This is a genomic window from Mesorhizobium sp. ESP6-5, assembly GCF_020164695.1.
Taxonomy (GTDB): Bacteria; Pseudomonadota; Alphaproteobacteria; order Rhizobiales; family Rhizobiaceae; genus Mesorhizobium; species Mesorhizobium australicum.
In genome coordinates this window covers 376,898-403,492 of the sequence record NZ_JAIUGR010000002.1, presented here as the reverse complement: position 1 = coordinate 403,492, position 26,595 = coordinate 376,898, and the positions used below count along the sequence as shown (strand labels likewise).

Sequence of the window (26,595 nt, the reverse complement as noted above, 5' to 3'; positions counted from 1 at the left end):
CCTCGTCAGGCAGCTTCGTTCAATCGCAGGAGCTTCGAGCCCCAGTCGCCCGATACGATCGTCGTGATCGAGGCGGGATCGATGTCGAAGCGAAAGCAGTCGCCTACCGGCAAGCCAAGCACCTTGCAGACGGCGGCCTTGATCACATCGGCGTGGCTGATCAGGGCGACACATTGGTTCTGATGCAGCTCGCGGACGCCGTTCATCAGCGAGACGATGCGCTCCTGGACATCCAGCATGGTCTCGCCGCTCGGTGTCCGGGCCTCCTGCCGCTGATCGTTCCACGCGCGCCAACTGGCATCGCCGTTCAATTCGTCGAAAGTCTTCCCCGACCAGTCGCCGAAGTCGATCTCGTCGAGTTCGGCGCGGATCGCGATTTCGCCGACACCGCAAGCGAGAGCGATCGGAACCGCCGTCTCCTGCGTGCGCTCGCGCGGGCTGCATAGAATGGCTGCAATCGTCTCACGGGCCATGCGGCCGCCAAGCTGCTCGGCTTGAGCCTTGCCGGCCTCGCCGAGACATACACCGGCCATGCGGCCCGCAAGGTACGAGCCGACATTGTCGTGCGCCGCATGGCGGATCAAAAAGAACGTCGTCGTCATTCCGCGGCATCCAGCAATGGCTCGTCCTTACCGGCGATGAAAGCGAGCGTGCGCTGGCGCGCTTCGGCGTCGGTGAACTGTTCGGGTGGCGATTTCATGAAGTAGCTGCAAGGACCCGTCAGCGCCCCGGCAATGCCGCGGTCGAGCGCGAGCTTGGCGCAGCGCACCGCATCGATCACCACGCCGGCTGAATTGGGCGAATCCCACACTTCCAGCTTGAGCTCGGCATTCAGCGGCACGCCGCCGAAGGTCGTGCCTTCGACGCGGATGTAGGCCCATTTGCGGTCGGTGAGCCAAGGCACGTGGTCGCTGGGGCCGACATGGATGTTGCCCGGCTCCAGGGGAACATCGAGCTGGCTGGTTACCGATTGCGTCTTGGAGATTTTCTTCGATTCCAGCCGCTCGCGTTCGAGCATGTTGAGAAAATCGGTGTTGCCGCCGAAATTCAGCTGATAGGTGCGATCGATGCGCACGCCGCGCTCGCGAAAGAGATTGGCCAGCAACCGGTGCACGATGGTGGCGCCGACCTGGCTCTTGATGTCGTCGCCGACCAGCGGCAGCCCGCGTTGCTCGAAGCGCCGGCGCCATTCCGGACGCGAGGCGATGAAGACCGGTATGCAATTGACGAAGGCACAGCCGGCCTCGAGCGCGCATTCAGCGTAGAAGTGCGTCGCCTCTTCCGAACCCACCGGCAGGTAGGAGACCAACACATCTGCTCCGCTGTCGCGCAGGATATCGCTGACATTGGCAACCGGTTCGGGCGCTTCTTCGATTTCGTCGCGCAGATATTTGCCGATCCCGTCAAGCGTCGGCCCGCGTTCGACGAGAACGCCGGTCGTCGGCGCGTCGGCAAAACGGAACGTGTTGTTGGGGGGGGCGTAGATCGCATCCGCGACGTCACGGCCGACCTTGCTTTTGGCGACATCGAACGCACAGACAATTTCGATGTCGTCGACGTGATAGCCACCGAGATCGGCATGCATCAGCCCCGGGATCGGTTCGTTGCTTTTGGCATGACGATAATAGGAGAGGCCCTGCACCAGGGAGGATGCGCAATTGCCCACTCCAACGATACCAACACGAACTTTTTTCGATCCCACGAAACTGCCGCCTATGCTGTTCAAAGGTAAGTTCCTTGCGCCGAACCGCCACCGTGCCGGAATGTTCCTTGGCTTGGTCAAAAATTGCGCGAAGCAGCATGGATCGAAGCTGCGCGCGCCGCGTTGCCCGCACGGCAAGCATCGGAAATCGACCAATGATCGTCTACGGCGACCACAAGCGGACCGAGAACGCACGACAGCTTCAGAAGGCGGCGATCGAAATGGCCCAAGGCCTCGATCGCATGCCTTGCGGCATCCGGCGCCATGCCGCATTGGTCGGGCTGTTCGTCAGCGTGTCGGAACTGGTCCAGGGGCTCGCGGATGTCGACTTCAAGGCCCGGGGCGTCGACACCAATTCGCCTTCGCAACGGCAAGGCGCCAGGCTGCTGGTCGGGCTTGCGGCAGAGGTGGCGAGGTCGTGGCGAAACGGGTTCGCCGTAGACGGTGGCATCGACCTGCGACTTCTCCAAATGCTGGCCGGGCTCGATTGCAAGGCAGAGGTTTTGACCGGCTCGGCCGAGGGCTACGCGCACTATGCGCTTTATCCAGAGAGTTATCTCGGCGCGGCGCGGATATCAGGTCTCGATGCGAACACATGCGTGATCGGCATCCGCAGCATCGGCCTGGGGCTCGCGGCCATGGTGGCGGCCGCGATCGGTGCGCCGGCGCCCATCAGCGTGCGCCCGATCGGGCATCCTTTCGATCGGCGCCTCAATGCCGATCCGGGTTTGGCGGCGGCCTGGAGGAACGAGCCGTCGGCCCGTTTCGCGGTCGTCGACGAAGGTCCCGGCCTGTCGGGAAGTTCGGTCCATGCCGTCGTCGCGTGGCTGAGAAAACAGGGCATTGATACGGACCGCATTCACCTGTTCCCCAGCCATTCGGGCGATCCGGGCGCCGAAGCGTCGCCGGATGTTCGGGAGACATGGGTGCGCTGCCGCAGGCATGTGGCGATGACGTTCGAACGCACCTTCCCCGAAAGCTCGCAAAGTCCAACGCTGCGCGATTGGGTAGCCGAGGCGGTTGGCAGTCCGAAATTGCGCTTGACCGAAATATCCGGGGGCGCGTGGCGCTCCCTTCACTACGCCGACGAAAAGCGCTGGCCACCGAGCACACGCGGCACCGAACGGCGAAAGTTCCTGGCCTCCGCGGGTCAAGGTCGCTGGCTTGTCAAATTTGTCGGCCTCGGCGAAACCGGGCTGCGCAAGATGCAAGCCGCCAGGATGTTGCATCAAGCCGGATTCGGACCGCAAGTCATCGGGGTCTGCCACGGTTTTCTGGTCGAACGGTGGACCGATGGAACCACGATGGATCAGCTGCCGCTGTCCAGGCAGAGACTTGTCGCGGCGTTCACACGCTATCTGGCCTGGCGTGCGACCAATCTGCGGACCTGCGAAGCCGGCGCATCATTGCTCGCCCTCGCGGAGATGGCGGTTCACAATGCTTCCGAAGCTTTGGGCGAAAGCCAGGCGGCTAGACTGCGGACCTGGTTCTCGAAGCAGACGCCCGCAAAGGTGTTGGAACGGGTCGAGATCGACGGCAGGCTTCACCCCTGGGAGTTTCTGGTCGGTTCCGATGGTACGCTGATTAAGACGGATGCAGTCGACCATTGCCGAGGACACGATCTGATCGGCTGCCAGCCGATAGAATGGGATATTGCCGGCGCCTGCGTAGAATATGACTTGTCCGAAGCCGAGGCGGCGACGTTGATCGGCGGCATGGATAACCGCATGGATAGCCGCATCGACACCAGGCTCATCGATTATTTCAAACCTTGCTATTTGGCGTTTCAGCTCGGGCTGTGGAGCATGGCCGCCCAATCCGAGAATGGCTGGGAAAGAGCAAGGCTGGAGGAAACGGCAAACCGATATGAGGCAGGGCTGACACGGTTCCTGGGCCAGGCCAGGGCGGGATAGTCTGCGTCAATCCAGCCTGCGCAGCATGTCTGCTTCCTGCTCGAGAATACTGGCCACCTCCTCCCGCTGCAGATGCGTCATCATCAGGCTGACACAGCACTCCAGATAGGTGATTGAGGCTCGCCGCAAATACGCAGCCGTCTCTCGTTCCGCCATCTTGTCGATATCGGTCCGAGATCGCTTGGGGTGCATGAGGAGGTCCTCCATATGTGGTCCTCCCGTCAAACCAAAAGCTTGCCTGGATGTTCCCGCGGGAATCGATGCGAAGATGTGACCGCGGTCCGGCATCAGGCAGGGAGGTTCTGCAGCCCGCCTGACGTGGGTCTCGCCCTTGTGGAGCGTCCTGCCATTTGATCGCCGATCGAGCCGCCTTCAAGCGTGGCGAAATAGCTGATCGTCCGCGCGAGCCCCTCGGTGAGAGGCACTCTTGGCGTCCAGCCGAGCAGCGTTTTTGCGCGCGAGATGTCGGGCTGCCGGCGTCGAGGATCATCCTGCGGCAGCGGCAGGAACGTCATGTCCGATTTGGTGCCGGTCATAGCCTTCACCAATGCCGCCAGTCGCACAATGGTGAATTCGCCGGGGTTGCCCAGATTGACGGGCTTGCCCGGATTGGGATTGATATCCATAAGGCCCATCAACCCATCGATCAGATCGGAGACGTAGCAGAAGGATCGCGTCTGCATGCCGTCGCCGAAAATCGTCAGCGGGCGCTTCTCAAGCGCCTGCATGATCAGGTTCGAGACGATGCGGCCGTCCGCGGGATCCATTCTCGGCCCGTAGGTGTTGAAGATACGTGCGACACGAACGTCGGCCTTGCCGGCTCGCAGATAGTCGAAGCAAAGTGTTTCGGCCGTGCGCTTGCCCTCGTCGTAGCAGGCGCGTGGGCCGGTGCAGTTCACATGGCCGACATAGTCTTCCCTCTGCGGATGTTGCTCCGGATCGCCATACACTTCACTCGTGGAGGCCTGCAGCAATCGCGCGTCGTTGCGGGCGGCGAGTTCGAGCAGGTTCAACGTTCCGATGACGCAAGTTCGCGTGGTGTGGATCGGATCGGCCTGGTAACGCGGCGGCGAGGCGGCGCAGGCCATGTTGAAAATGCGATCCACCGGCTCGCCAAGGTCCAATGGACGGCAGATATCCTGCTCGATCAACCGGAAACCCGGCTGGTCCATGATCGCGTTGATGTTCTCCATGCGACCGGTAAGAAAATTGTCAGCGCAGATCACACGCCAGCCATCGCGTAACAATGCTTCGCAAAGATGCGAACCGAGGAAGCCCGCGCCACCGGCGACGAGCACCGTCTTTGCCCTTTGCGCTTTTTTTGTTTGTCGCATCGCGATTTTCTCCTGTCTGCCAGTCATGCTGCACTTCCGATATCGAGATCGAGGACCACCGGCCCCTTTTGCGTAAGCGCCGTGATGAATTCGCGAGCCCTGGCCGCACCGGTGTGGGAGGCAAGGACGAGTTCGCGTGCCCGGTCGGCCATCGCGAGACGTGTACGAGCCGATTCCCGGGACAGGATCGCGACGACCTCGTCCGCCATCCTGGCCGTGTGGATCGTCGATGCGGGAAAGAAGCTGTCGAGGCCTGGCCAGCGGTCGCTGATGATCGGCGTGCCGCAAGCCGCGGCTTCGAAAAGGCGCACGCTGGGCGACCATCCCGCGGCAATCATGGAACTGCGTGTGACGTTCAGGGTGTAGCGCTGACGGCTATAGAATGCGGCATGATCGGCCGGCGGCAAGTGTTCGATGCGCTCGACATTGTCGGGCCAGTCGATGTCGGACGGATATTGCGAGCCGGCCACGACGAAACGCCGATCCGGCATGCGCCGTGCAGGCTCGAGCAGAAGCGCGTTGAGCGTGGCTTGCCGGTCGGCGCTGTAGGTGCCGAGATAACCGAGATCCCAGCCGATCGGATCGGCGGTGCGGTGATGCCGTTCCGGATCGACCGAACAGTAGAGCGGCTCGGCGCGGCGTGCGCCGAAGGTCTGCGTCAGATCGGCAAGCATCGGGCCGCCGGCAAAAGAGAAATAGATGTCGAAATAGGGGATCTGGCGCCAGCTCAGATAATCGCAATCGTCCGCCGACAGCTTCGCCAGGGTCACCGGCGTGTCGATGTCGTAAAAGCAGAGTTGTCCTTTGCAAAGTGAAGCGACGGCGTCGATCACCGCGCGCCCTTCCGGTACGAAGGAGCCGATCACCACGACATCGGCCTGTTGCAGACACCGCGCGTGGTCGCGTTGCAGTTCCTGCACGGCTTCGTAGTAGCGCAAGGCGCAGAAATCCGGATCGCGCAAATCGCGGTGATTGGCGTACCATGGCACATCGCGCTCCAGAAAAGTTACGCGATGGCCGAGTTGGTGGAGGCCTTTCAACAGACCTCGAAAAGTGGTGGCATGGCCGTTTCCCCAGGACGAGGAAAGCGACAGGCCGAGAAAGACGATGTCCAACTGCCTGGTCATTCGGCTGCCTCCACGGTCCCGTGCGTCAAATGCCGTTTGAAGACCGCATCAGCCACGGCCGCCCGCAATGCGTAGGTATGATCGGCGAGAACGCGTCGAAGTGCGGCCTGGCCGATCGCCTTTGCCCGGACGGGAGTCAGCGCCTGCATGATTTCGGCGACATCGCCGCCGTCGCGCGCCACAAGGATCTCCTCGTCGGGTTTCAGGAACAGCTCGACGCCGAGCCAGGCATCGGTGATCAGGCAGGCGCCGGCGCCGGCCGCCTCGAAGACACGCGTGGCGGGTGAAAAACCGTTCGCGGCCATGCTGTCGCGGCTGATGTTCAGCACCGCCTTCGGCGTGACATTGAAGGCGTTGTGATCGCGGGTGCCGACATGGCCGAGCCAGCCGACATTGGCGGGGAGCGGCTTGTCGCCCCACCCAGATCCGCCGAGAAGAAAACGTTGTTCCGGCAGCTGGGCCGCGGGATCGAGGAAGAACGATCCCACACGCGCTTCACGATCCGGCAGCCTGTTTCCAAGGAACGCCAGATCGCAGGCAAAACGCGCATTGCTGGCGACCGGGTGGTGCGTTTCGGGATCGAGCGCATTGTAGATTGGCACGCACTCGTTCGCGCCCATGGCACGATACGCCCAGACCACGGGATCGCCGCCGCCATAGGTCAGCACAAGGTCGATTTCTTGCAGCGCACGATGCAGCGGGTGGTCCGGCTCGTCGCGCAGCTGGGCGAGTGTGGCCGGCGCGTCGACGTCCCAGAATACAATGAGCGCATCACTGCGGGCGTGGTCGAGCACGGCGCGAAGCAGCGCCTCGTCCTCGAAGCCGACGCCACTCGCCTTGACGACGATATCGGCCTCGGCGGCACGCGCCGCCACCTGCATCAGGGCATGGTGGGTTGCCTCGTAGACGACGACAGAGCACCAGTCCGGCGCCTCGATGTCACGGTTCTTCTGCCGGTCATAAACGTCAGGTTCGTAGAAGGTGATTTCGTAGCCCAGTTGCGAAAGCGCCTTCAGCAATCCTCGGTAATAGGTCGCGGCGCCGTTCCAGTAGGACGACAAAAGGCTCGATCCATAGAATGCGATCTTCATGCTGCGGCTTCCTTTGCGGCGGTCAGCTCGGCGGTGTGCAGGGTCGTGCATTGCCAGAGCACGTCGAACAACTCGTCGACGCGGTGACGACAGGTGTGCCGCGAGCGGATGGTCTCGAGCCCCGAGGTCACCAGGGAGGCCGCAAAATCGGGATCGGCCAACACCGCCTGGAGGTGTTGCCGCATTTGCGATCCATCCTCGGCAAACAGGAAGTCGATGCCGGGCCTGAAAAGCTGCTCGACGTCGGACCAAGGCGCTGAAATCAGCGGGATGCCGCAGGCAAGTGCCTCGAACATGCGGATCGTCGGAATTCCGGGCAAGCCTTCACGATAAGGACGCCGCGGGATGTGCACTGTGACACGATGCGCGGCGAACGCCTTCGGGACGTCGGCATTGGCGATCCACCCTTCGTAGCGCAGACCGGCGGCGGCCAGATCGGCAAGTGCCGGCTCGGGATAGCGGACCCCGTGAACAGTGGCCTGAAGACCGAGATCGCGCACGGGTTCGATCAGGAATTCCTGGATTTCGGCCGTCCGCTCGTCATCGCCCCAGTTTCCGATCCAGACCAGGTCGGACGTCGCGTGGATTTCCGGGTGCGGTTTGAACAGCCGATCGTCCGCCGCTTCATGCCAGGTGAAGACGCGCTTGCCCCAGCCGGCGCGCAGATAGCTCTCGCGCAGCGCTTCGCCAAAGGCGAGAACGCCATCATAATGTTCCAAGCGGAGCGCCGAGATTGCCTCGGTGGCCGACACGGCGCGGTGATGGGTGTCGTGAAACAGCAAGGTGAATTTGCCGCCATCGGCCCGGGCACGGCCGATGCGAGCGACAAGCTCCGGGTCGGTCCATTCGTGGACGATCACCACGTCGGCCTCGGCGATCCAGGCTTCATGATCGAACCCGGCATCGTAGGTCACCGGCATCAATTCGGGGAAATCCTTGCGAAAACGTTCGATCGCGAAGGATCCCTTCTCGGCCAGCAGGTTCGATCGGCTCCAGCCGTCCGCCGGCTCCAGAGCGATGGCCTGGTGCCGGCGCGCCACCAGTTCGCGCATGACGCCGCGAAGGAAATGGGCATTGCCGTGGTTCCAGTCGGAGACGAGCGAGTGAGTGTAGAACAAGAAGCGCATGATCAGCGCTCCGCCACGGCCAGCGCCGCCTTTTCGTAGACATCGCGCATGGCCGCTGCCTGTCTCGCCAGAGTGAACCTGCGGCTTCGGCGGAGGGCGGCGTGGCCGAGCTCTCGCCTACGCCCCGCATCGCTGGAAAGACGATTGATGCAGGCTGCAAGATCATGCGGGTCGCGACCGTCAAAGAACATCGCGGCCCCGTCCCATAACTCGCGATAGGTCGGGATGTCCGAGAGCACCAGGGGCGTTGCCGACATGGCCGCTTCCAGAGCCGCCAGACCGAACGGTTCGTAGAGCGACGGGGACACGAAAATACCGGCGCGGGCCATCAGCGAGCGCACCTCGTCATGCGGCAGTGCTCCGAGGGGAACGGCATGGTTGACGGTGGCGCGCTCGCCGTTCGGGCCGTGAACCGAACCGGCTGTAAAGAGAAGCCATTGCGTCAACGAGGCGGCCTGGTCGACCACCGCCACATTCTTTCCCTCGTCCCACCAGCGGGCGGCGGCGAAGACGAGCGGCTGGCGGGTTTCTGCTGTCGGGACGGGGCGTGCGGCATTTCCGACGACGTGAAGGCGTGCGATCGGGCCATAGCAGGTCTCGAGCATCTCGGCATGGCTGCGGCTTGGAGCGATGACTGCGTCGGCGCTGTCGAAGCCGCGCCTGTTGCGCTCTTTCTGCCAGCTCCATGCGCTATCCAACGCCTGTCCCTTGACGGAATGGAACCATGTCGTCACGCATGAATGCGAGACGACTATGACTGGGCAAGGCGCGTCCAACCCCACGGCCTGCGTCGGTCCGTTGAGATGGACAAGGTCGATGGCGTAGTCGCGTATCGGCGCACGCAATTCCAGCGGCAGACGGTCGAGGTCGCCGGCGCTGCGGGTCATCCAGTCCAGTGGCGTATTCAACCAGATGAGCGTCGCGAAGGACCGTGCCTCTTCGGCCTGTTGCCTGGATGGTTGCGGCCCCAGCCCGGCGAACACAACGCTGTCGCCGCCATTGACCAGTTCCCGGCCGAGATCAAGCGCATAGCGCCATACTCCGCCCATGGCGTCGACGGTCATCAGGATGCGGCGCTTGCGTGGCGTCAGTGTCCGCAACATGCCGCCTCCAGTTCCGCCAGCGGGCGCGGGCGCTTTTCCTGGATGTCGCTGAACTTCTGGAACGATGCGAGGTAATGATCATGGGCGCGCTCCCAGGCGAGGTCGTCGGGTTCGCCCCAAAGCTCGCGATAGCTGGGCGAACTCGGATATGGATACAGCGGCACGGGTTCATTGGCCCACACGCCATTGTCGATCAGGTGGGCTCGCCAGTGATCGACAAGGGCAGGATCGTCCTCGACGACGCCGATCAGATTGGCCTGGACGAAGGGAACGTGGCGTCTGGCCTTGACCAGCAGCGCGGCAAGCTCCTCAGTGCCCAGCCGGCAGCGCTTCGCCAGCATGGCCCGCCCTTCCACCGTCAGGCTTTCGAGGCCGGCTTCGATGGACACGCAGCCTGCCGCGCCCAGCAGTTCCAGCAGCTCGGGTTTCCACAGATCGATGCGGGTCTGGACGCCGAATTTCACATCGCGGCCGACCAACGCCTCCAGCAACGCTTTTTGGGGCAGGAAGATTTCGTCGATGAAGTAGATGTAGCCGACACCCTGGGCGATCAGCCTATCGATTTCAGTCACCACCGCTTCGTGGTTGCGGCGGCGATAGGCATCGCGGAAATCGATCTTGGCGCAGAAGCTGCAATTGTAGGGACAGCCGCGCGACGCCTCGACCTCGGCGCCGAATCCAAGCTGTTGGTCATCGAACCGGTGATGGTGATGCGAATGGGCGGCAATCCAGTCGGATGGCCATTCCAGCGGCGGGTGATCGACAAACGAACTGGAATGGACGCCGCCGTTCGACACCAGCTTGGCGTCCCGCAGATAGGCGGTTGAGGGTACCGCGCTCCAATCGTCGCGTCGTGCAAGTTGCGCGACGACTTCCTCGCATTCGCCGCGCACGACAATGTCGACGCCCAGCTTGCGCAAGGTCGGCGCCGGTGTCGCCGAACCATGTGGCCCGACCGCGACCGTGCGTCCGCCACGCCCGGCCAGGCGATTGAGGAAATCGGCCGGCACCCGCAATTCCGGCGGTGCGCAGCGCCAGAACAGATAGGTCGGCGCGGTGCTGACGACCGTCATTGCCGGCGCGAAATCAACCACGCGTTCGCAGAGCCCGGAATTGTCGAGCTTCTGCAATTGCCCGTCCAGCATCAGCACCTCATGGCCGGCCGCCTCGATCAGGGCTTTCGAATAGCCGAGTTCCAGCGGCAGATGCGGTTGGCGGCAGCCGAAATAGATGCTGTTGTCATATGTCCAGGACGGGTTGACGAGGGCTATTCTCATGCGACGTACCTCACGGCTTCGGGGCGGGGCTCGAGCCGGTGGCGCTGCAGCCAGTCGGCGAGATCGCGAATGCCCTCACGCCACGCAACCTGCGCCTTCCAGCCAAGCGCCGTCTCGATCTTGCGGGTATCGGCGACGAAGAAGGGCTGGTCGCCGGTCCGTTCCCCATCGTGGCGGACCGAGAGCTCGCGACCGGTCAGGCTGCGGATCTCGCTCAACAGCATACGCAGGCTGAGCGCGTTTTCAGGTCCGCCGCCAAGATTGAATGCCTGGCCCTTGGTGATCTCGATATGGTCCAGCACGGCCCTGTAGGCGGCGACCGCATCGGAGACGTGCAGGATGTCGCGCACCTGCCTGCCGTCGCCATAGATGGTGATTTCCCGTCCCGTCAGGGCGCTGAGCAGGAAGTGCGCTACCCAACCCTGGTCCTCGGTTCCAAACTGGCGCGGTCCGTAGATGCAGCTCATCCGCAGCACCGCCGTGGGCATGCCGTAGGATTTGGCGTAGTCGAGCACATATTGGTCCGCCGCGCCCTTGGAGCAGCCGTAGGGTGTGCAGAAATCGAGGCCGCGAGCCTCGTCGATCCCGCCGGCCTGGATCGCGCTATCGCAAGGTATGTAGCGGTCGTCGTCCGCGCGAACCGCGACGTCAGGGAGGCTGCCGTAAACCTTGTTGGTGCTGGCGAAAATCACCGGGATGCGCTCGCCGCTCAGCCGCGCCGCTTCCAGCACGTTGAACGTTCCGCGAAGATTGATGTCGAAATCCTCGTCCGGCCGGACTAGGCTCGTGGTGACGGCCGTCTGCGCGGCCAGATGGAAAATCGCCTTGCATCTCATCAGCGCCGGCGCCAAGGCATTGGCGTCCCGCACATCGATGGTCTCGACCGTAAGGCGGCCACCGTGTTTCTGGGCAAGCCATTGCAGGTTCTGTTCGACGCCGGGACGGCTGAGATTGTCGACCACCAGCACCGGCTCGCCATCCGACAACAGGCTGTCGGCCAGGTTTGATCCTATGAAGCCGCTGCCGCCGACGATGGCGACTGGCGCTTCGCGTCGGTTGCGTGCGCCCGGGCTCATGACACCAACCCGCGCTCTTCGAGTTCGCGCTTCATTTCGGCGCCGCGATCGACGGCGGCCGTGTTGCGCACCCAGGAAACGAAATCCCCGAGAGAGTTCTCCAATTGCAGGGCGGGTTCGAAGCCGAGCAGCTCACGTGCCTTGGAGATATCGGCGAAGCAGTTGCGAATGTCGCCGGAGCGCGCCTTGCCGAGCAGCTCGGGCGAACGGTTCGGGGTTCCCATGGCTTCCGCCAGCAATCGCGCGACTTCGCTGATCGCATAGGCGCGGCCGCTGCCGATGTTGATGACGTGGCCCTTTGCCTGACGTTGCTGCAGCGCAAGGCGAAAGGCGCGGGCGACGTCATGCACATGAACGAAATCGCGCTTCTGTTCGCCATCCTCGAAGATCATCGGCCGCTGGCCATTGGCGAGACGTGAAGCGAAATTGGCCAGCACGCCGGTGTAGGGATTTGATAGCGCCTGGCCGGCACCGAAGACATTGAACAGGCGCAACGCGACCGCATCGATGTTGTACGCTTCGCCAAAGATCAGCACGGCGCGTTCCTGGGCGTATTTCGTCAGCGCGTAGATCGAGGCGAGGTCGACCGGCTTTTCTTCATCCGTCGGCAGCGGCGAAAGGGGTTCGCCTTCCGGCGACAGCGGATTCCACTGTCCGCTTTTGATGTCGCTTGACTTGCGCCTTGCATTGTCGATGCGCCGGCCGTCGGGCGTGGCATAGAGGCCCTCGCCATAGACGCTCATCGAGGAGGCGACGACGATCCGTTCGACCGGATGCTTGATCAGCGCTTCAAGCAATGTCGCCGTGCCGAGATCGTTGGTGCCGACATAGCGCGCGATCTCGTACATTGATTGTCCGACGCCGACTTCCGATGCCAGATGAATGACGGCGTCGACGCCTTCCAGCGCCTCGGCAACGGCTTCGCGGTCGCGAATGTCGCCCTTGATCAGTTCGGCACCTGCGGGAAGCGCGACCGCTTCACCCGCATGCACCTGCTCCAGCAGGGCGTCGACAATGCGAACTGAATAATCCTGAGCGATGAGTTCTTGTGTGACGTGGCGGCCGATGAAGCCGCAGCCTCCTGTAACCAATATGCGTTTCACGACGACTCCTCGGACAAGTGACCTCGGCGCCCCGAACTTTTCGGCAAAAGGTTTGTTCCCTGTGCTTCAACAAAGTTCCCTTCGCGGGCTTCGCCTGAAAACAAGCGCAACACCATCGGCCCGCGATGCGGGAACATTGCCGCCGGTATGCTGTTAGGGCGCTCGACAGCCGCCGTGACGCCGAAAAGCGAAGCCGATGATCAAGGGAGATTTCAATGTCGCAGTCCCAGACGACCACCAATCACGACGAAATTCGCAAATGGGCCGAGGAGCGGCAGGGCCGGCCGGCGGTGGTCCGCACCAAGGGCGAGGGCGGCATCCTGCGGATCGACTTTGGCGAGCCCGAGGAAGCATTCGACCCCATCGATTGGGACGAGTTCTTCCGGATATTCGACGAGAACGATCTCGCCTTCCTTTATCAGGCCAAGACCAGCGACGGAAAATCCAGCCGTTTCAACAAATTCGTCGAGCGCGATCGCAAGGGTTGAGAGGGCTGGCTGGCGGCGGATGCAGCGGGCCCCAGAAAATCTCGAAAGTCGCTGGAACAATCGACGGCCCCATTGCTTCGGCGCTGATCCAGAAACGTGATCCAGCGAAGCGTCTTGGCCTCGGCCCAGGAGAATTCAATGCATCAGCTTTGCGCCGCGGGCTTTGGCCACTTCTCGCATGACGTCGTTGAGCCAGTTTTCGGTGGACTGGCCAAGCTGCCGGTGGTCGACGTCCCGGATCGCTTGCTCGAGTGTCCTCTCGACCAGCCGGTCCGATGCGTTGACGTCTCCCAGCAGAAGACGCGCCGCGAGGCGCAGTTTGGGCAAAAGGGTGAAAACGTCGTCTGGCGGGGAGGGCACGGAGATGTCCGCTTGTTCGGACGCCTGCGGCGGAAAAAGGGCATTGAACACAGCCTTGCTGCCCGAGGATTTCCGCAAATTGCTGGCGTAACGGAGATGCTCGGGGATGGCGATGTCGTTGTCGCCGCTGAAGAATACGAAGGGGATACCGCGGCGCATCAACTTGTCGGCGATCGGAAACACACGTCGGCCGTTGAGATTGACGTCCAGGATTGCAGCTTCGGCTTGATCGGTATGTTCAGACGCCTGCTCGACGGTAGCGGCGGGCCCGAGAATGATAGCGCCCATGTTGCTGAAAAACCTCGCAAGATCTCCAGCCATCGACCATTCGTCTTCGACAATCAGAAGATGCAACCCCCGCAGATCGCGCACGTCGTCATCCTTTCTTCGAACGGAGTTTAGGATGCAAAGAAGGCACTTCCACTTTCCTGTCATCCAGCGCCGCCTGCAACCGTTTCGCAAGCACCAGCATGCGATCCGGGATGGGCCCATCGAGACCTTCGATTAATTCAGGCGCCCCCGGCACCATTGGCGCCAGGAGTTTTAGGCCAGCAGAGCGTTTTGTCATTGAACCACCATGGATATCGGGTTCAACGTCATCCATGCTGACTTGTTCCATCCTCCCTGCGCGCTATATGGTTGTGTCCTGTCCGATCCGACGTTGAGAGACTTCATGTCGGTCGGGCGAAAGGGGGACATGCCGTGACAGCCCGATCAATCAAGTTCCCCATCGTCGGCATCGGAGCGTCCGCAGGTGGCATTCCCGCAATGGAAGGGCTTTTCAAGGGCATCACCGACCGGCCCGGCATGGCGTTCGTGATCATCACGCACCTCAGTCCCAAGCGCAACAGCCTGCTGCACGAGGTCATCGACCGCTACACCGAGATGCCTGTCGTGGTGGTCGAGGACGGCGTGGCCGTCGAACCCGACCACGTCTATGTGATGCCGGAAAACGTCACTCTGGTCATCGAGAATGGCGTGCTGCACCTGCGGCGCCCCAATGGGCTTACCCAAGAGCGCAAACCTGTCGATATCTTCTTCAGCGCACTGGCCGACGACCAGGGCGAATACTCGGTCGGCGTGATTCTGTCGGGCGGTGATTCCGATGGCACCCTGGGCGTGAAGGCGATCAAGGAGCGGGGCGGGCTCACCGTCGCGCAAGCGCCGGACGGCTACGGTCCGCGCAACCCCGACATGCCGCAGAGCGCTATTGCCAGCGGCCTGATCGATGTTGCCGTGCCCGCCGAGGAGATTGGGGCGAAGCTCGAGGCTTACGCCAGGGGCTTCGACACGCTGGACGGGCTGACGAACGAAGAGGACGACCATGCGGCCGACATAGATAAGGTCCGCGAACAGATATACGGCATTTTGCGCAGCCACTCCGGCCACGACTTTTCAGGCTATAAAACCAAGACATTCCTGCGCCGCATCAAGCGGCGCATGCAGATCGCCCAGATGCAGTCCATCAACGGCTATATCGACTGGCTGAAGAAGGACCCTCGCGAGGTGATGAACCTGTTTCGCGATCTGCTGATCAATGTCACCAACTTCTTCCGCGATCCCGATGCCTTCGAATTGCTGGAACAAAAGATCATCCCGCGGCTGTTCGAGGGCAAGACCGCGACCGATACGGTCAGGGTCTGGGTTCCCGGCTGCGCCACCGGCGAGGAGGTGTTCTCCATCGGCATCCTGCTGCGTGAACACATGGAAACGCTTTCAGCCGTTCCGCGCGTCCAGATATTCGCCACCGACATAGACGAGCCGGCCCTGGCCGTGGCGCGCGCCGCACGCTATCCCGAGGCCTTGATGCAGGGTCTTTCCCCGGAGCGCAAACAGCGGTTTTTCAACGGCGATGGCGAAAGCTACGTCATCAGCAACGAGATCCGGGAACTGTGCATCTTCTCGCCGCACAGCGTCATCCGCGATCCGCCCTTCTCGCGCATGGATTTGGTTTCGTGCCGCAATCTGCTGATCTATTTCGGCCCAGCCATTCAAAGCCGCGTTCTTCCTGTCTTCCACTATTCGCTGAAGCCGGGTGGCTATCTTTTCCTCGGCACGTCCGAAAGCGTCGGGCAGCACGAAAATCTGTTCGCCACCGTCGACAAGAAACATCGCCTCTTCCAAGCACGGGAGCATGCCTCGCCACATATCAGGCTGCCGGCGCTGATCGGGGATGTCCATTCCGGCGTCTTTCCCGCCGAAACCGCCGGCTTAAAGAAGGGCACGGTCGGCTATCCGCTGCGCCAGGCTGTCGAGGCGCAGGTGCTGGAGCGGTTCGCGCCGCCGCATGTCCTCGTCAACGCCGAAGGCGACGTCGTCTACTATTCGGCGAGGACCGGAAGATACCTCGAAGCGCCGCAAGGCATCCCCAGCCGGCAGTTGCTGACGATGGCGCGCCGCGGGCTTCGCCTGGACCTGCGCGCCGCATTGAGGGAGGCGACGACGACACGCCGCACTGTTGTGCGGGACAATCTCGCCGTCGAGGAAGACGACGAACGCGTCCAACCGATCAGGCTGACCATCGAACCCCTGGCCGAGAGGGGCAATGGTGAGCCACTTTACCTTGTCCTCTTCGAGCCGTCGGGCCCGACCCAGGCCCGATCCGATGAGGACGGTGGCGGCCGTGACAGCGACAGCACCGCCGATCTTGAGCGGGAACTGCGCGACACAAGAGAGCGCCTTCAATCCACCATAGAGGAATACGAGACGGCCCTCGAAGAGGTGAAATCGTCGAACGAGGAACTCGTCTCCGTCAACGAAGAGGCGCAATCCACCAACGAGGAACTTGAAGCGTCCAAGGAAGAGATGCAGTCGCTCAACGAAGAGCTCAACACGATCAACGCGGAGTTGACCAGCAAGATAGAAGAGCTCGATCACGCCAACAGCGATCTGCGCAATCTGTTCGAAAGCACCGACATCGCGACCATTTTTCTCGACCGCAGTCTTGTGGTGCGGACCTTCACGCCGGCGGCCTCGTCCTTCTTCAGTCTGCGCCCCTCCGACGTCGGCCGACCGCTGACGGATCTGTCGAGCCAACTCGATTATCCCGAGTTGAAGCAGCACATCGACAAGGTGTTCGAGACAGGCGAGACCCTGAACCACCATCTTGCGCGCGATTCCAGGGGCCTGTTTCACATGGTCCGCATCAATCCCTATCGGGACAAGGGCAACAGGATACAGGGCGTCGTGGTGACACTGGTCGACGTCACCACCCTGGCGCGGGCGGAAGAGCATCAGCAGGTGCTCATCTCGGAGCTCAACCATCGCGTCAAGAACATGCTGGCGGTGATCGCCAGCATCGCCAACCGGACGCGGGACAGTTCGGATACGAAAGAAGAGTTCGCGGAGGCCTTGATCGGCCGGCTGCATGCCATGTCCCGGGCCTACGGATTGCTGACCCGCGAGAGGTGGAAAGAAGCTTCGGTCAAGGAACTGCTCCACCAGGAACTCGAGCCGTTCGGCATCGAACGGATCGAACTCGATGGCGACGACGTTAGACTCGGCCCGCAACAGGGGCTTTCCCTCAGTATGGCCATCCATGAACTGGCAACCAACGCGGCCAAGTATGGCGCCCTGTCCAAGCCTCGAGGAAGGATTGGTGTCAGATGGGCGATGGACGGCGATAATTTCACGCTTGGCTGGCGCGAAAAGGACGGCCCTCCGGTCAAGGAGCCGTTGAACAACGGCTTTGGCCTGAACCTGTTGAAGGGGGAAATCGGCTACAGGCTCGGGGGCCAGGTCGACACCTCCTTCCACAAGGAAGGTCTTGAGGTCCAGATCGCTTTTTCGGCAAACCACAAGGACGCGCCGTGAGCGACAGACCGCGCGTTCTGGTGGTTGAGGACGAGTGGCTGATCGCGGAGGACGTCGCGTCTGATCTGCGTGCGGCGGGCTATCCCGTGGTCGGGCCTGTTTCGTCCGTTGCCGCAGCACTTCGGCTGGTCGAGGCCGATAAGGTCGACATGGCGTTGCTGGACGTTCAACTGAACGCCGAAACGAGCCTGCCGATCGCGGAGATATTGCTGACTCGCGGCACTCCTTTCGCGTTCGTAACGGGATATGGGGGGGGCGATCTTCCCGCCCGGTTCCGAAACTGCAAATTCGTGGCAAAACCCGCAAGCGAAGCGGCCATCCTCACTGCCGTGGCCGACCTGGCATCGCTTCGCGCCAAGAAACCGTGATCCAAAGAGCTAGCCTGTCGCGATCAATCCAGCGGCTTGTCGGTGGGCCGGGGCGTGGTGCTCGCCTGGCGTGGCCGACCGGCATTTCGGTTGGCGACCGGATTGTCCAATGGAACGCTTGACGGGCGCGACGCGCCCGCGGTCTTTGGCGTCAGCGGTTTTGCACCGGCATCCGTGTCGCTGGCATCCCTCCTTGGGTGCGGCAGGCCCTCGGCGTTGGGTGACCGGACGGCGGGTTTCGAGGCAGAATCTTCCTTGGCCATGATGGTTCCTTTCCTTGCACGAAACGATTTCAATCATCGGCACGATTGAAAGTTCCGCGACCGCGACGGCGCCATGAAGGGGAAGGCACGAGCGAAGACGAAACGGTTCTCGTGCCGATGAACGGCTCACCCATGCGGCCGCATGACCACCTTGATGCAGCCGTCCTGCTTGTCGCGAAACGTCTTGTAGAGATCGGGCCCGGCTTCAAGGCCGGCCCTGTGCGTGATCACGAAGGACGGGTCGATCTCGCCGGTCTGGACCTTGGCCAAAAGCGGTTCGAGATACCGCTGCGTGTGGGTCTGGCCCATACGGAACGTCAGGCCCTTGTTCATCGCGGCGCCAAAGGGGATATGATCGACGAGGCCGATATACACGCCGGGGATCGAAATGGTGCCGCCCTTGCGGCAACAGTAGATTGCTTCGCGCAGCACATGTGGCCTGTCGGTGCCGAGGAAGGCAGCCGCCTTGACCTTGTCGAGCATGGAGTCTGCACTGGCGCCGGCATCGGCTTCGGTACCCACGCAATCGATGCAGCGATCCGGCCCTCGGCCATCGGTCATCGCCATCAGGGCGTCGTAGATATTTGAATTGCTGAAATCGAGTGTCTCGGCCTTGCCATGTTCGCGAGCCATGGCCAGTCGTTCCGGAACCTTGTCGATCGCGATGACGCGACCGGCGCCGAGCATCCATGCGCTCTGGATGGCGAACTGGCCGACCGGACCGCAGCCCCAGATCGCGACCGTGTCGCCGGGCTCGATGCCGGCGTTTTCCGCTGCCATGTAGCCGGTCGGAAAGATGTCGGAAAGAAACAGCACCTGCTCGTCATCCATGCCTTCCGGCACCTTGATCGGGCCGACATCGGCGAATGGTACGCGCAGATATTCGGCCTGGCCGCCCCAATAGCCGCCAACCAGATGCGAATAGCCGAACAGGCCGGCCGGCGATTGTCCCATCACCTCGGCCGCTTGCTTGGCATTGGGATTGGACCGGTCGCAAAGCGAGAACAGCCCCTTCTGGCAAAACCAGCATTCGCCGCATGAAATGTTGAACGGCACCACGATGCGGTCGCCCTTCTTGAACTTGGAATGACCGCGGCCGACCTCCACGACCTCTCCCATGGTCTCGTGTCCAAGCACGTCGCCCGATTCCATGGTCGGCATGTAGCCGTCCATCAGATGCAGGTCCGAGCCGCAAATGGCGCAGCAGGTGACCTTGATGATGACGTCACGGTCATCCTCGATGGCCGGATCCTGCACCTGATCGCAGCGTATATCGCCTTTGCCGTGCCATGTGAGGGCTTTCATCCTGTTGCTCCTGCGTTGACTATTTTGAGGTATCGGCAAATGCAGCTTTCATTCAGCCGAAGTGGGCGCCACCGACGATTACCTTGCGATACTCGCAAAGGGTCTGCGTCCGCAGACAGGAAGAGATCAGTCCCTGGACGCTGAACCCGGCTCGGCCATTTTGCGGTGCTGTTCGGCCAGCGTACCTGCCGGAGTGATATGCGCGGCGGCGACCTGCAGCTTGTTCTTCCAGCCGCTGATCACTTGTTCCTCTCCCGCCATCATCGCCTCATAACCGGTTCTGGCGACATCTGCCGGATCGTCCTTCTCGTCGGTGCCGACCTTGGTATCCATCATTTCGGCGCGTTCGAAGAACCGCGTCTGCGTCGCCCCGGGCATCAGCACCGTGACTGTGACGCCGGTGTCCCGCATCTCATGGCGCAGCGCGATCGAGAAGGAATCGATGAACGCCTTGGTGCCGTTGTAGACGGCCTGGAAAGTGCCGGGCATGAAGCCGGCAATCGATCCGGTGAACAGAATTCGGCCACGGCCGCGGCGTGCCATCCTGGCGCCGAGCTCATGCGCAAGGTAGACCGTGCCGGTGATGTTGGTGTCGATGACCCGGCGAACCTTCTGCCAGTCCTGGTCGAGAAAGCCGTCGCCGAGGCCGCGTCCGGCGTTCAGGAACAGAAGGTCGATGTCGCGATCGCCGACCCGCGCAATGAGTTGATCGACGCCTTCGACGGATGCCAGATCTGCCTCGACGGCTTCAACGGTCACATCATGCGAAGCCAGAGCCTCGGCCGCCTGTTGGACCGCGGGCTCGTCGGCGGCTATGACCAGGTTATAGCCGTCCTTGGCGCATAGTTTGGCAAGTTCCCTCCCGATGCCGCTCGATGCGCCCGTCACCACGGCCAGCTTTGCGTTGGTCATCATGTCCTCCGAAGTTCGTTCCGGCCGAACCAGCGGGGTCCCTGATTGTTCCGCGTGGACCGGATCGAATGCCGGGCTGCCGAAGGGCCATGCCAGTCGACCCCCTTGGCGCGTTCAGGCACGAACAACGCGAAGATGACGAAGTGGAACAACTGAGGCCGATCCAGGTTCGGTGTCGTGCGGCGTCGTCGCTCCCCTTGTTTGGCGCCGCGCGATCGGGTTCCCCTCAGCCTGATCAGCCCGCGCGCTCCCCGGCCGGGAGGCGCGGGCTTTCTCATGAGCTTGGCGGTCGTGTTTCGAGTTCAGCTGGGAACAACCCACACACTCGGCAGTTCGGCGCGCAGGAGAAACGAAAATGCAATATGCCGATGAAATCGCGCTCAGGCGCGTGAAGATGCTGGTCGAACAATATGTATCCGCCAGAAGCAGGAGATATGACTTCGTCTCGACCGAGTTGGCGTGCAAGGCCATTCGTCAGCTGGTTCGCAGCCCCATCGACGATAGCGAGCTGGATCATTTGCTGGCTAAAAGTGCCGTCAAACAAGGGCTTTCCATCCGGTTCGATCGAATAGGTCCCTTGCAGGTTGCTTCACCCGAACTCATCCAGGAAAAGTCAGTATGAAAGCGATGTGGTTGATTTGGTCGGCATCGGCGTTGCTCGCCCTGGCGGCGTGCAACAACAATGCCGACCCCGTCAAATCCAAGACGGATACGATGAACAGCCAGCCGGTGAACAAGAATCCAACGACGGATACCAATCCGACACCGCAGTCCAGCACCGGCGGGGACCAGCAAGGCACGCAGCCGACACAGCCGGCATCACCGAAGCCATCTGGTGGTTAGGGTTTTGCCGTTGCTTGCCCGGGTAGTGACGCCGGCGAGAATCGTGAGACGCGCATGAGTTGCAAAGTGACGCCGCGTCTGGTTTCGATATGATCGCAACAGCAAGGGCGCACGTCGCTGGCGCGACCCGGCCGAGCTCGATCCCGTTGCGTTGCTTCGCGGCTGCGGTGACGGCCGGCGCCCGGCCTCGGTGCCACCTGGCTGTGGAACTATTTTCGTCAGTGGCTGTTCGGCAGGCGAAGGGAGCCGCAGGATGGAACGACGCAACGCACTACTCTCGCTGGTGATAGCCGCTGTCATCATCGTCGGTTTCCTGATCGGCTTTCTCTACGTCGATGTGGGGTGGCGCACCTCGCCCCTGAAACGAGCGCCTGAGCAGAACCAGGGCGGCAACGCTCCGGCGGACACCTCACCGGCTGCAGGGGTCAAGAAAGATCCCAAGGAGAATACCGAGATGCCGGGGCAGCAGTGATTCACGGCTAGCCAACAGCCGCAACTTGGGCACCGACGGCGCCGTCTTTAATTTCAGCCGAGGGCGTTGTCTGTCATCCACCGTGTTGTTCTGACGTTCCTTCTGCTCCCGGCCTGGTTGGTCGCTGGTTTCCCGACTGGCTCTGCCATCGCGCTTCGAATATCGAAACGGCGCCGGGCGCTTGCGTGCTTCTCGGAACATCTCCGCAGGACTGACCATTATCGGCATGGAGAGCAAAGCTATGGAGCTTGGTGATGGGTATCCTTTCCGATCTGGACAAGAAGCTGACGGACAACATGTATGAACATGGCAGTGAGCTCACCGACGCGGTAGCGGACCTGCCGCGGCCGGTCGTTGAAACCGTCGACCGGCTGATGCTTTTCATTCAGCCCGAAGCGCGCGAGACAGTGAGAAATCAGGTTCTCGGCCTGGTCCACGAATACAGGATCGAGAACCCTGCAGATCCAACAGAGCAGGAGTGAATTAGCCGTTCTGGTCGATCGCGTGGGGCGCGGGCTGGCTGCCGCTATCGTTGCTCGTTCTATGGCTGCCGAGCCACAACCAAGCCGCAATGATGACGGCTGCCACGATGGCTATCCAGACTATGAGACGAGGCATTGCCGAATCCTCTGTGCAGCAGTCCATCACGTCGATGATCAGGACGGGTCGCCACCTTCCCGTGTTCCAATCCCACAATCGATGCTTTGTTCCGCTTGAATTGGGTCTCGTGGCCGGCGGGCCTCTGTCGTTGGTCCTTATGTCTCGCGGTCGGCGCCTGTCCGAGCGGTGGCGTTTGATTGACGGGCACACCGGGCGCTCTAGATCAATTCACGCCGACCGTGACTTCCATCGGCTCGGGAGACCATTCTCGTGGCGCACCAAACGCCGGCTTTGACCTTTAGTGGCCCTTATCCGAGGCTGAGTTGTATGCGCGTGCTGTTGCTCACGGGCGTCTTGGCGGGATGCTCGTCCTCCGACCAGATCGAGCAGCAATCAAAAACGGCGGCCTCCGCGGCACAGACCGTATCGGTAATGCTCGATGCCTGGATGGATGGGGCGGCGCCGTTCGCATACACAGCCGGCACGCTGCGGTCGACCGGCAAGACTCTGGCCGACGCCGAGGCACAAATCCGATCGGTCGGGACGGCCGAACCCGCCGAGCAATCTGCTTTGGCGGCGGCGGTCAAGGATCTGTCAGCCGCGGTGGCTCGCGCCGACGCGGGATTGCAGGCGGACAATCGAGCGGCGGTCCAAAACGCAAAGCAGGATCTTCGACGGGGCTCGCGCACGCTGGCGACCGCCTATGCCAGATATTTCGCGCCGAAGCCATGAAGAAGCTCGTGGAGATATCGCTTGGCGTGGTTACCAGCGTTGGCGGCTTCCTTGAAGTCGGATCGATGGCGACGGCGGCGCAGGCGGGCGCAACCTTCGGTTTCCAGTTGATCTGGGCCGTGGTCCTCGGCACCATCTGCATCATCTTTCTGGTGGAAATGGCCGGCCGGTTCGCCGCGGTGAGCCATCACACGATCTGCGACGGCATCCGCGAGAGATTTGGTTTCAACGTCTTTGTGTGGCCGTTGCTTGCCACCTTGCTGCTCAGTCTCATGGTGCTCTCCGCCGAGATCGGCGGCGTTGCCATCGCACTCGAACTTGCCACGGGCATAGGCTTCCAGTGGTGGGCTCTGCCGGTGGCTTTTCTGGCATGGCTGCTGCTCTGGAAAGGCACGTTCGGTTTCATCGAGAAAGGCGTGTCGATGCTGGGTCTGGTGACGTTGTGTTTCGTCGTCGCGGCCGTGATGCTGAAACCCGATTGGACGGCGGTCGCGGCTGGCGCAGTGCCTTCGCTGCCAACCCACGACACCGCCAATTACTGGTTCATGGCGGTCAGCATTCTCGGCGCCTCGATATCGCCCTACCTGTTCATGTTCTATTCCTCGGGAGCTATCGAGGACCAGTGGGACAAGAGCTACCTCGGCGCCAACCGGGCCATAGCGGGACTGGGGATGACCTTCGGCGGCACCATTTCGATCGGCGTGTTGATCGTGGCCGCTCTCGTGCTGGCGACGCACGGCATCAACCAGGTCGACGACTATCACCAAATGCCGTTGATGCTGATCCCGGTATTCGGCTTCTGGGGTTTCATCCTGTTCGTAGCCTCTCTCGCCATTGCCTGCTTCGGCGCTGCACTCGAAGTCGCGCTGCAACAGGCTTACCTCGTGGCGCAAGGTTTCGGCTGGACCTGGGGCGAGGACCGCAAGCCGCGCGACAATCCAGGCTTCAGCGCCGTGTATACGATATCGTTGTTGCTTGCGGCCATCCCGATCATGCTTGGTGTCGATCCGTTGAGGCTCACCATATTTTCCATGGCGCTGACGGCGGCCAGCCTGCCGTTGACGGTGGTTCCATTCCTGTTTCTGCTGAACGACGAACGCTACGTCGGCGAGCATCGCAACGGCATTCTCTCGAATGCCGCGGTCATCTTCATCATCGCGCTCGGCTTTGTGCTGGCCGTGGTGACGATCCCGCTGCAGATATTCGGAGGCACATGATGGAGTTGCTGCGTGATCTCCTGGACAAGCAGGTGGTCGACCGCCGCCAGGTCAAAATCGGCAAGGTCGATGGGCTGGTGGCCGAATTGCGGCAGGGCAAGCCCCCAAGGATCGTCGCGATCGAACTCGGCTCCATCACTTTGGCGCGTCGCCTTGGCACGTGGCCGGGGCGATGGATGGCGCAACTCGCGGCAAAGCTGGGTGGCAAGCGCCACGGCGAGCCGCATCGGATCGCCTGGCACAAGGTGAAGGATATCGGCGTCGACATCGAGTTCGATATCGATGTGCGTCGCACGACGATCTTCGCCTGGCAGGACTGGTTGCGCGATCATGTCATCGGACGCATTCCGGGAGCTTGATGATGACCATCGTCAATCTTGAACATCTGGCTGGGCGACGCGTGCTTTCGCAGCGGGGCAAGAGCATCGGCTACATCGAGGAAATCCGCGCCGAACCGGATGGCGACGATTTTGTCGTTACCGAATTCCATGTCGGCGTCTACGCCGCTTTCGAGCGTCTTTCGGCCTCGGCCATAGGCGTGGCCGTGCTCGATCTCTTTCGGCTGCGCCGCCGCGATGGCCTATACCGCATCCCTTGGGACAAGCTCGACATTTCTAACCCGGCGCGGCCGCGGCTGCTGTGTCCGATGACCGAACTTTCCGGCATGAAGAGCGCACCCGATCTTCGCGAATAGGCCGTCGCCGCGCTTTCTCGCAGACGTTTCACCGAAGCATGCTCGCCGCCAGAAAAACCGCGGCCGCTACCAAAACGACGGCTGCAACGACCAACAGCGGCCAGTTGCTGCGAGGTCGTAGTTCCGGCTCGCCTTCGACCGGCCGCATCGCATTGGCGAAGCTGGCGTCATTTTCGAATTTCGGCCGGCGGGAACGTGGCGGCTCCGTAGGGATCGGATTTTGTGTGTCCGCCGCCTCGGCATCGGTCTCCATCGGAGCAACGGCAGGATCGAAGCCCGGCGTTTTGTCCTGCGTCTCTCCCCCCTGGATCTCGCCTCTGGCAGAGGCCGGTGTAGGAATTGACATCTTGGCACTGACCTCTCTCGTTCGAACCAGGCTCTGCCAAATCCGCAGCGGTGGTGCGCATAGCGCCAACGACTAGATTTGATCGCCGAGCAGAATCCTGGCGTCCTTGGCCGCAACAATGAACGCCTGTCGTGCAACCCTTGGACGCTTTTCGCCACGCATCACCGCAAGGCAGGCCCTGATCGCGGCAAGACGCCTTTCCGACGTCGGCTTTGGCCAGTCCCGCAGCAGCACTTCGGCGGCATCGGACACAGAGACCACAACCCTGTCGCGGTCTATGCGGCCAGGTTGAATAACGATCGGTTTTCTGAAATGGCCTGTACGCACCCGCCCCTCCAAGACCTTCGCCTGTTGCTCCACGGAGCCTTCCGCGGACGGCCTCTAACGCCGCGACAGTCGATTTGTTCCAGTGCACCTGGCGTTTGGAATTTGGAATAACGACGCCTGAGCCGCTCGTCTCCACCCATGGTTTTCTGGCGCTGCCGGGTCTAGCGGCATGGGGCCTGGAGAGCGGAACAAAGCGCATCTTGGCTTGTTAGGACGCAGCGCAAATTCGCTCACCGACAAGGACAAAGCCGATGAAAACACGACACCTTCTCGCATCCCTCGCGGTTGCTTCCACGGTTCTCGCAATGCCTGCCTTCGCGGCCGACAGCGCCCAGGATTTTGTCGACAAGGCTGCCGTCGGCGGCAAGTTCGAAGTGGACTCGAGTCAGATTGCCTTGGGCAAGGCCCAGGACCAGCGCATCAAGGATTTTGCCCAGATGATGATCCGGGACCACGGCGCCGCCAACACCAAGCTGCAAGCGGTCGCCGGCGAACAAAAACTGAAGGTGCCCTCAGCGCTCGACGCTCAGCATCAGGGCGATCTGGATAAGCTCAAGAACGCGCAGGGGCCGATTGATCCGGCCTATGTCGACGCGCAGCGCAAGGCGCATGACGAAGCCGTCAAGCTGTTCGAGGATTATGCCAGCGGGGGTGACAACGCCGCGCTCAAGACTTTTGCCCAGCAAACGGTCGGCACACTGAAGATGCACCAGCAGGCGATCGAAAAGATCGCCGCCGGGCAAGATTCCGTTACGGGAGCGACAACGCCGGCGGTGAAGACCGACAATACTCCCAACGCCGCCGCCCTCGTTCCTGGTGCAAACAGCTTCACCGAAGCCCAGGCCAAGAGCCGTATCGAGAACGCCGGATATTCGAACGTGTCGAAGCTGACCAAGGACGATCAGGGCATCTGGCGCGGCCAGGCGGCCAAGGGAGGCGAAAACCTCAACGTTGGCGTCGACTACCAGGGCAACGTGGTTGCCGCAAGCAAGTGAGCGTGGA

At 62.0% G+C, this 26,595-nt stretch carries 31 protein-coding genes; 13 read left to right on the top strand and 18 right to left on the bottom strand.

Annotated features, from left to right (window positions below; translation table 11 throughout):
• Nucleotides 1-5: 5 nt before the first annotated feature.
• The gene (locus LB524_RS04355; protein ID WP_140617543.1) at nt 6-602 is read right to left on the bottom strand and encodes a histidine phosphatase family protein; all 597 of its coding nucleotides are present in this window, start codon (nt 600-602) and stop codon (nt 6-8) included.
• On the bottom strand, nt 599-1,702 hold the full coding sequence (locus tag LB524_RS04350; protein WP_140617542.1) for an inositol-3-phosphate synthase: 1,104 nt from the start codon (nt 1,700-1,702) through the stop codon (nt 599-601). The genes LB524_RS04355 and LB524_RS04350 overlap by 4 nt, the downstream gene beginning before the upstream one ends.
• A 470-nt stretch (nt 1,703-2,172) precedes the next feature.
• Here LB524_RS04350 and LB524_RS04345 point away from each other — a divergent pair, with 470 nt between their 5' ends.
• Nucleotides 2,173-3,615, top strand: a complete 1,443-nt coding sequence (locus LB524_RS04345) for a hypothetical protein (RefSeq protein WP_224523895.1) — start codon at nt 2,173-2,175, stop codon at nt 3,613-3,615.
• 6 nt (nt 3,616-3,621) lie between these two features.
• Here LB524_RS04345 and LB524_RS04340 read toward each other — a convergent pair whose 3' ends face one another.
• From LB524_RS04340 to LB524_RS04300, 9 genes are all read right to left on the bottom strand, one after another.
• Complete coding sequence (locus LB524_RS04340) at nt 3,622-3,822, bottom strand: hypothetical protein (RefSeq protein WP_015319152.1); 201 nt, start codon at nt 3,820-3,822, stop codon at nt 3,622-3,624.
• Between the two features lie 80 nt (nt 3,823-3,902).
• Nucleotides 3,903-4,949 carry a UDP-glucuronic acid decarboxylase family protein gene (locus tag LB524_RS04335; RefSeq protein ID WP_140617540.1) on the bottom strand — a complete coding sequence of 349 codons (1,047 nt, stop codon included), beginning with the start codon at nt 4,947-4,949 and terminating at the stop codon, nt 3,903-3,905.
• A gap of 23 nt (nt 4,950-4,972) precedes the next feature.
• The gene (locus LB524_RS04330) at nt 4,973-6,076 is read right to left on the bottom strand and encodes a glycosyltransferase (protein WP_224523892.1); all 1,104 of its coding nucleotides are present in this window, start codon (nt 6,074-6,076) and stop codon (nt 4,973-4,975) included.
• Complete coding sequence (locus LB524_RS04325; protein WP_015319149.1) at nt 6,073-7,167, bottom strand: glycosyltransferase; 1,095 nt, start codon at nt 7,165-7,167, stop codon at nt 6,073-6,075. Before LB524_RS04325 ends, LB524_RS04330 begins: the two co-directional genes overlap by 4 nt.
• The gene (locus LB524_RS04320) at nt 7,164-8,294 is read right to left on the bottom strand and encodes a glycosyltransferase (protein ID WP_224523885.1); all 1,131 of its coding nucleotides are present in this window, start codon (nt 8,292-8,294) and stop codon (nt 7,164-7,166) included. Before LB524_RS04320 ends, LB524_RS04325 begins: the two co-directional genes overlap by 4 nt.
• A gap of 2 nt (nt 8,295-8,296) precedes the next feature.
• The gene (locus LB524_RS04315) at nt 8,297-9,397 is read right to left on the bottom strand and encodes a glycosyltransferase family 4 protein (protein WP_224523884.1); all 1,101 of its coding nucleotides are present in this window, start codon (nt 9,395-9,397) and stop codon (nt 8,297-8,299) included.
• Nucleotides 9,382-10,674 carry a TIGR04295 family B12-binding domain-containing radical SAM protein gene (locus LB524_RS04310; RefSeq protein ID WP_224523882.1) on the bottom strand — a complete coding sequence of 431 codons (1,293 nt, stop codon included), beginning with the start codon at nt 10,672-10,674 and terminating at the stop codon, nt 9,382-9,384. Before LB524_RS04310 ends, LB524_RS04315 begins: the two co-directional genes overlap by 16 nt.
• Nucleotides 10,671-11,750: an NAD-dependent epimerase/dehydratase family protein gene (locus LB524_RS04305; protein ID WP_140823493.1), complete on the bottom strand. Its 1,080-nt coding sequence runs from the start codon at nt 11,748-11,750 to the stop codon at nt 10,671-10,673. Before LB524_RS04305 ends, LB524_RS04310 begins: the two co-directional genes overlap by 4 nt.
• Nucleotides 11,747-12,853 (bottom strand): NAD-dependent epimerase/dehydratase family protein, encoded by a 1,107-nt coding sequence (locus LB524_RS04300; RefSeq protein WP_224523880.1) that lies wholly within the window; start codon nt 12,851-12,853, stop codon nt 11,747-11,749. Before LB524_RS04300 ends, LB524_RS04305 begins: the two co-directional genes overlap by 4 nt.
• Nucleotides 12,854-13,068: 215 nt before the next feature.
• Here LB524_RS04300 and LB524_RS04295 point away from each other — a divergent pair, with 215 nt between their 5' ends.
• Nucleotides 13,069-13,341, top strand: a complete 273-nt coding sequence (locus tag LB524_RS04295; protein ID WP_015319143.1) for a hypothetical protein — start codon at nt 13,069-13,071, stop codon at nt 13,339-13,341.
• A gap of 135 nt (nt 13,342-13,476) precedes the next feature.
• Here the strand turns inward: LB524_RS04295 and LB524_RS04290 are convergent, their stop codons facing one another.
• A complete protein-coding gene (locus tag LB524_RS04290) occupies nt 13,477-14,073 on the bottom strand; it encodes a response regulator (RefSeq protein ID WP_015319142.1) in 597 nt (198 codons plus the stop codon).
• Between the two features lie 4 nt (nt 14,074-14,077).
• On the bottom strand, nt 14,078-14,305 hold the full coding sequence (locus LB524_RS04285) for a hypothetical protein (protein ID WP_181171361.1): 228 nt from the start codon (nt 14,303-14,305) through the stop codon (nt 14,078-14,080).
• A gap of 98 nt (nt 14,306-14,403) precedes the next feature.
• Here LB524_RS04285 and LB524_RS04280 point away from each other — a divergent pair, with 98 nt between their 5' ends.
• Together LB524_RS04280 and LB524_RS04275 are read left to right on the top strand one after the other, a co-directional pair.
• Nucleotides 14,404-17,514 (top strand): CheR family methyltransferase, encoded by a 3,111-nt coding sequence (locus tag LB524_RS04280; protein WP_224523877.1) that lies wholly within the window; start codon nt 14,404-14,406, stop codon nt 17,512-17,514.
• On the top strand, nt 17,511-17,882 hold the full coding sequence (locus tag LB524_RS04275) for a response regulator (protein WP_224523875.1): 372 nt from the start codon (nt 17,511-17,513) through the stop codon (nt 17,880-17,882). Before LB524_RS04280 ends, LB524_RS04275 begins: the two co-directional genes overlap by 4 nt.
• Before the next feature lie 23 nt (nt 17,883-17,905).
• Here LB524_RS04275 and LB524_RS04270 read toward each other — a convergent pair whose 3' ends face one another.
• The 3 genes from LB524_RS04270 to LB524_RS04260 all read right to left on the bottom strand — a co-directional run bounded on the left by LB524_RS04270 (nt 17,906) and on the right by LB524_RS04260 (nt 20,362).
• Nucleotides 17,906-18,145 carry a hypothetical protein gene (locus LB524_RS04270; RefSeq protein WP_015319139.1) on the bottom strand — a complete coding sequence of 80 codons (240 nt, stop codon included), beginning with the start codon at nt 18,143-18,145 and terminating at the stop codon, nt 17,906-17,908.
• A 126-nt stretch (nt 18,146-18,271) separates the two neighbouring features.
• Nucleotides 18,272-19,450, bottom strand: a complete 1,179-nt coding sequence (locus tag LB524_RS04265) for a zinc-dependent alcohol dehydrogenase (RefSeq protein WP_140617532.1) — start codon at nt 19,448-19,450, stop codon at nt 18,272-18,274.
• Between the two features lie 126 nt (nt 19,451-19,576).
• On the bottom strand, nt 19,577-20,362 hold the full coding sequence (locus tag LB524_RS04260) for an SDR family NAD(P)-dependent oxidoreductase (protein ID WP_140715363.1): 786 nt from the start codon (nt 20,360-20,362) through the stop codon (nt 19,577-19,579).
• A gap of 355 nt (nt 20,363-20,717) precedes the next feature.
• Here LB524_RS04260 and LB524_RS04255 point away from each other — a divergent pair, with 355 nt between their 5' ends.
• From LB524_RS04255 to LB524_RS04220, 8 genes are all read left to right on the top strand, one after another.
• Nucleotides 20,718-20,984, top strand: coding sequence for a hypothetical protein (locus LB524_RS04255; protein ID WP_015319136.1), 267 nt, complete (start codon nt 20,718-20,720; stop codon nt 20,982-20,984).
• Nucleotides 20,981-21,205: a hypothetical protein gene (locus LB524_RS04250; RefSeq protein ID WP_015319135.1), complete on the top strand. Its 225-nt coding sequence runs from the start codon at nt 20,981-20,983 to the stop codon at nt 21,203-21,205. Before LB524_RS04255 ends, LB524_RS04250 begins: the two co-directional genes overlap by 4 nt.
• 253 nt (nt 21,206-21,458) lie before the next feature.
• A complete protein-coding gene (locus tag LB524_RS04245) occupies nt 21,459-21,677 on the top strand; it encodes a hypothetical protein (protein WP_015319134.1) in 219 nt (72 codons plus the stop codon).
• Between the two features lie 254 nt (nt 21,678-21,931).
• Nucleotides 21,932-22,159: a hypothetical protein gene (locus tag LB524_RS04240; RefSeq protein WP_015319133.1), complete on the top strand. Its 228-nt coding sequence runs from the start codon at nt 21,932-21,934 to the stop codon at nt 22,157-22,159.
• A 550-nt stretch (nt 22,160-22,709) separates the two neighbouring features.
• The gene (locus tag LB524_RS04235; RefSeq protein ID WP_224523873.1) at nt 22,710-23,009 is read left to right on the top strand and encodes a hypothetical protein; all 300 of its coding nucleotides are present in this window, start codon (nt 22,710-22,712) and stop codon (nt 23,007-23,009) included.
• Nucleotides 23,006-24,226: an NRAMP family divalent metal transporter gene (locus LB524_RS04230; protein WP_140617527.1), complete on the top strand. Its 1,221-nt coding sequence runs from the start codon at nt 23,006-23,008 to the stop codon at nt 24,224-24,226. The genes LB524_RS04235 and LB524_RS04230 overlap by 4 nt, the downstream gene beginning before the upstream one ends.
• Nucleotides 24,226-24,585 carry a hypothetical protein gene (locus LB524_RS04225; RefSeq protein WP_015319130.1) on the top strand — a complete coding sequence of 120 codons (360 nt, stop codon included), beginning with the start codon at nt 24,226-24,228 and terminating at the stop codon, nt 24,583-24,585. The genes LB524_RS04230 and LB524_RS04225 overlap by 1 nt, the downstream gene beginning before the upstream one ends.
• Before the next feature lie 2 nt (nt 24,586-24,587).
• Nucleotides 24,588-24,920 (top strand): hypothetical protein, encoded by a 333-nt coding sequence (locus tag LB524_RS04220; RefSeq protein ID WP_140715355.1) that lies wholly within the window; start codon nt 24,588-24,590, stop codon nt 24,918-24,920.
• 28 nt (nt 24,921-24,948) lie between these two features.
• Here LB524_RS04220 and LB524_RS04215 read toward each other — a convergent pair whose 3' ends face one another.
• Together LB524_RS04215 and LB524_RS04210 are read right to left on the bottom strand one after the other, a co-directional pair.
• Entirely contained in the window at nt 24,949-25,266 is a 318-nt protein-coding gene (locus LB524_RS04215; protein WP_015319128.1) for a hypothetical protein, read from the bottom strand.
• A gap of 72 nt (nt 25,267-25,338) precedes the next feature.
• A complete protein-coding gene (locus tag LB524_RS04210; RefSeq protein ID WP_224523871.1) occupies nt 25,339-25,626 on the bottom strand; it encodes a DUF982 domain-containing protein in 288 nt (95 codons plus the stop codon).
• Between the two features lie 218 nt (nt 25,627-25,844).
• Here LB524_RS04210 and LB524_RS04205 point away from each other — a divergent pair, with 218 nt between their 5' ends.
• Nucleotides 25,845-26,588, top strand: coding sequence for a DUF4142 domain-containing protein (locus tag LB524_RS04205; protein ID WP_015319126.1), 744 nt, complete (start codon nt 25,845-25,847; stop codon nt 26,586-26,588).
• Nucleotides 26,589-26,595: the final 7 nt, after the last annotated feature.

Coding starts and splice junctions, on each gene's coding strand:
- LB524_RS04355 (WP_140617543.1), bottom strand. CDS start 602: ATGACGACGACGTTCTTTTTGATCCGCCATGCGGCGCACGACAATGTC.
- LB524_RS04345 (WP_224523895.1), top strand. CDS start 2,173: ATGCTGGCCGGGCTCGATTGCAAGGCAGAGGTTTTGACCGGCTCGGCC.
- LB524_RS04340 (WP_015319152.1), bottom strand. CDS start 3,822: ATGGAGGACCTCCTCATGCACCCCAAGCGATCTCGGACCGATATCGAC.
- LB524_RS04335 (WP_140617540.1), bottom strand. CDS start 4,949: ATGCGACAAACAAAAAAAGCGCAAAGGGCAAAGACGGTGCTCGTCGCC.
- LB524_RS04330 (WP_224523892.1), bottom strand. CDS start 6,076: ATGACCAGGCAGTTGGACATCGTCTTTCTCGGCCTGTCGCTTTCCTCG.
- LB524_RS04325 (WP_015319149.1), bottom strand. CDS start 7,167: ATGAAGATCGCATTCTATGGATCGAGCCTTTTGTCGTCCTACTGGAAC.
- LB524_RS04320 (WP_224523885.1), bottom strand. CDS start 8,294: ATGCGCTTCTTGTTCTACACTCACTCGCTCGTCTCCGACTGGAACCAC.
- LB524_RS04315 (WP_224523884.1), bottom strand. CDS start 9,397: ATGTTGCGGACACTGACGCCACGCAAGCGCCGCATCCTGATGACCGTC.
- LB524_RS04310 (WP_224523882.1), bottom strand. CDS start 10,674: ATGAGAATAGCCCTCGTCAACCCGTCCTGGACATATGACAACAGCATC.
- LB524_RS04305 (WP_140823493.1), bottom strand. CDS start 11,750: ATGAGCCCGGGCGCACGCAACCGACGCGAAGCGCCAGTCGCCATCGTC.
- LB524_RS04295 (WP_015319143.1), top strand. CDS start 13,069: ATGTCGCAGTCCCAGACGACCACCAATCACGACGAAATTCGCAAATGG.
- LB524_RS04285 (WP_181171361.1), bottom strand. CDS start 14,305: ATGGATGACGTTGAACCCGATATCCATGGTGGTTCAATGACAAAACGC.
- LB524_RS04270 (WP_015319139.1), bottom strand. CDS start 18,145: ATGGCCAAGGAAGATTCTGCCTCGAAACCCGCCGTCCGGTCACCCAAC.
- LB524_RS04265 (WP_140617532.1), bottom strand. CDS start 19,450: ATGAAAGCCCTCACATGGCACGGCAAAGGCGATATACGCTGCGATCAG.
- LB524_RS04260 (WP_140715363.1), bottom strand. CDS start 20,362: ATGACCAACGCAAAGCTGGCCGTGGTGACGGGCGCATCGAGCGGCATC.
- LB524_RS04255 (WP_015319136.1), top strand. CDS start 20,718: ATGCAATATGCCGATGAAATCGCGCTCAGGCGCGTGAAGATGCTGGTC.
- LB524_RS04250 (WP_015319135.1), top strand. CDS start 20,981: ATGAAAGCGATGTGGTTGATTTGGTCGGCATCGGCGTTGCTCGCCCTG.
- LB524_RS04245 (WP_015319134.1), top strand. CDS start 21,459: ATGGAACGACGCAACGCACTACTCTCGCTGGTGATAGCCGCTGTCATC.
- LB524_RS04240 (WP_015319133.1), top strand. CDS start 21,932: ATGGGTATCCTTTCCGATCTGGACAAGAAGCTGACGGACAACATGTAT.
- LB524_RS04235 (WP_224523873.1), top strand. CDS start 22,710: ATGCTCGATGCCTGGATGGATGGGGCGGCGCCGTTCGCATACACAGCC.
- LB524_RS04230 (WP_140617527.1), top strand. CDS start 23,006: ATGAAGAAGCTCGTGGAGATATCGCTTGGCGTGGTTACCAGCGTTGGC.
- LB524_RS04225 (WP_015319130.1), top strand. CDS start 24,226: ATGGAGTTGCTGCGTGATCTCCTGGACAAGCAGGTGGTCGACCGCCGC.
- LB524_RS04220 (WP_140715355.1), top strand. CDS start 24,588: ATGACCATCGTCAATCTTGAACATCTGGCTGGGCGACGCGTGCTTTCG.
- LB524_RS04215 (WP_015319128.1), bottom strand. CDS start 25,266: ATGTCAATTCCTACACCGGCCTCTGCCAGAGGCGAGATCCAGGGGGGA.
- LB524_RS04205 (WP_015319126.1), top strand. CDS start 25,845: ATGAAAACACGACACCTTCTCGCATCCCTCGCGGTTGCTTCCACGGTT.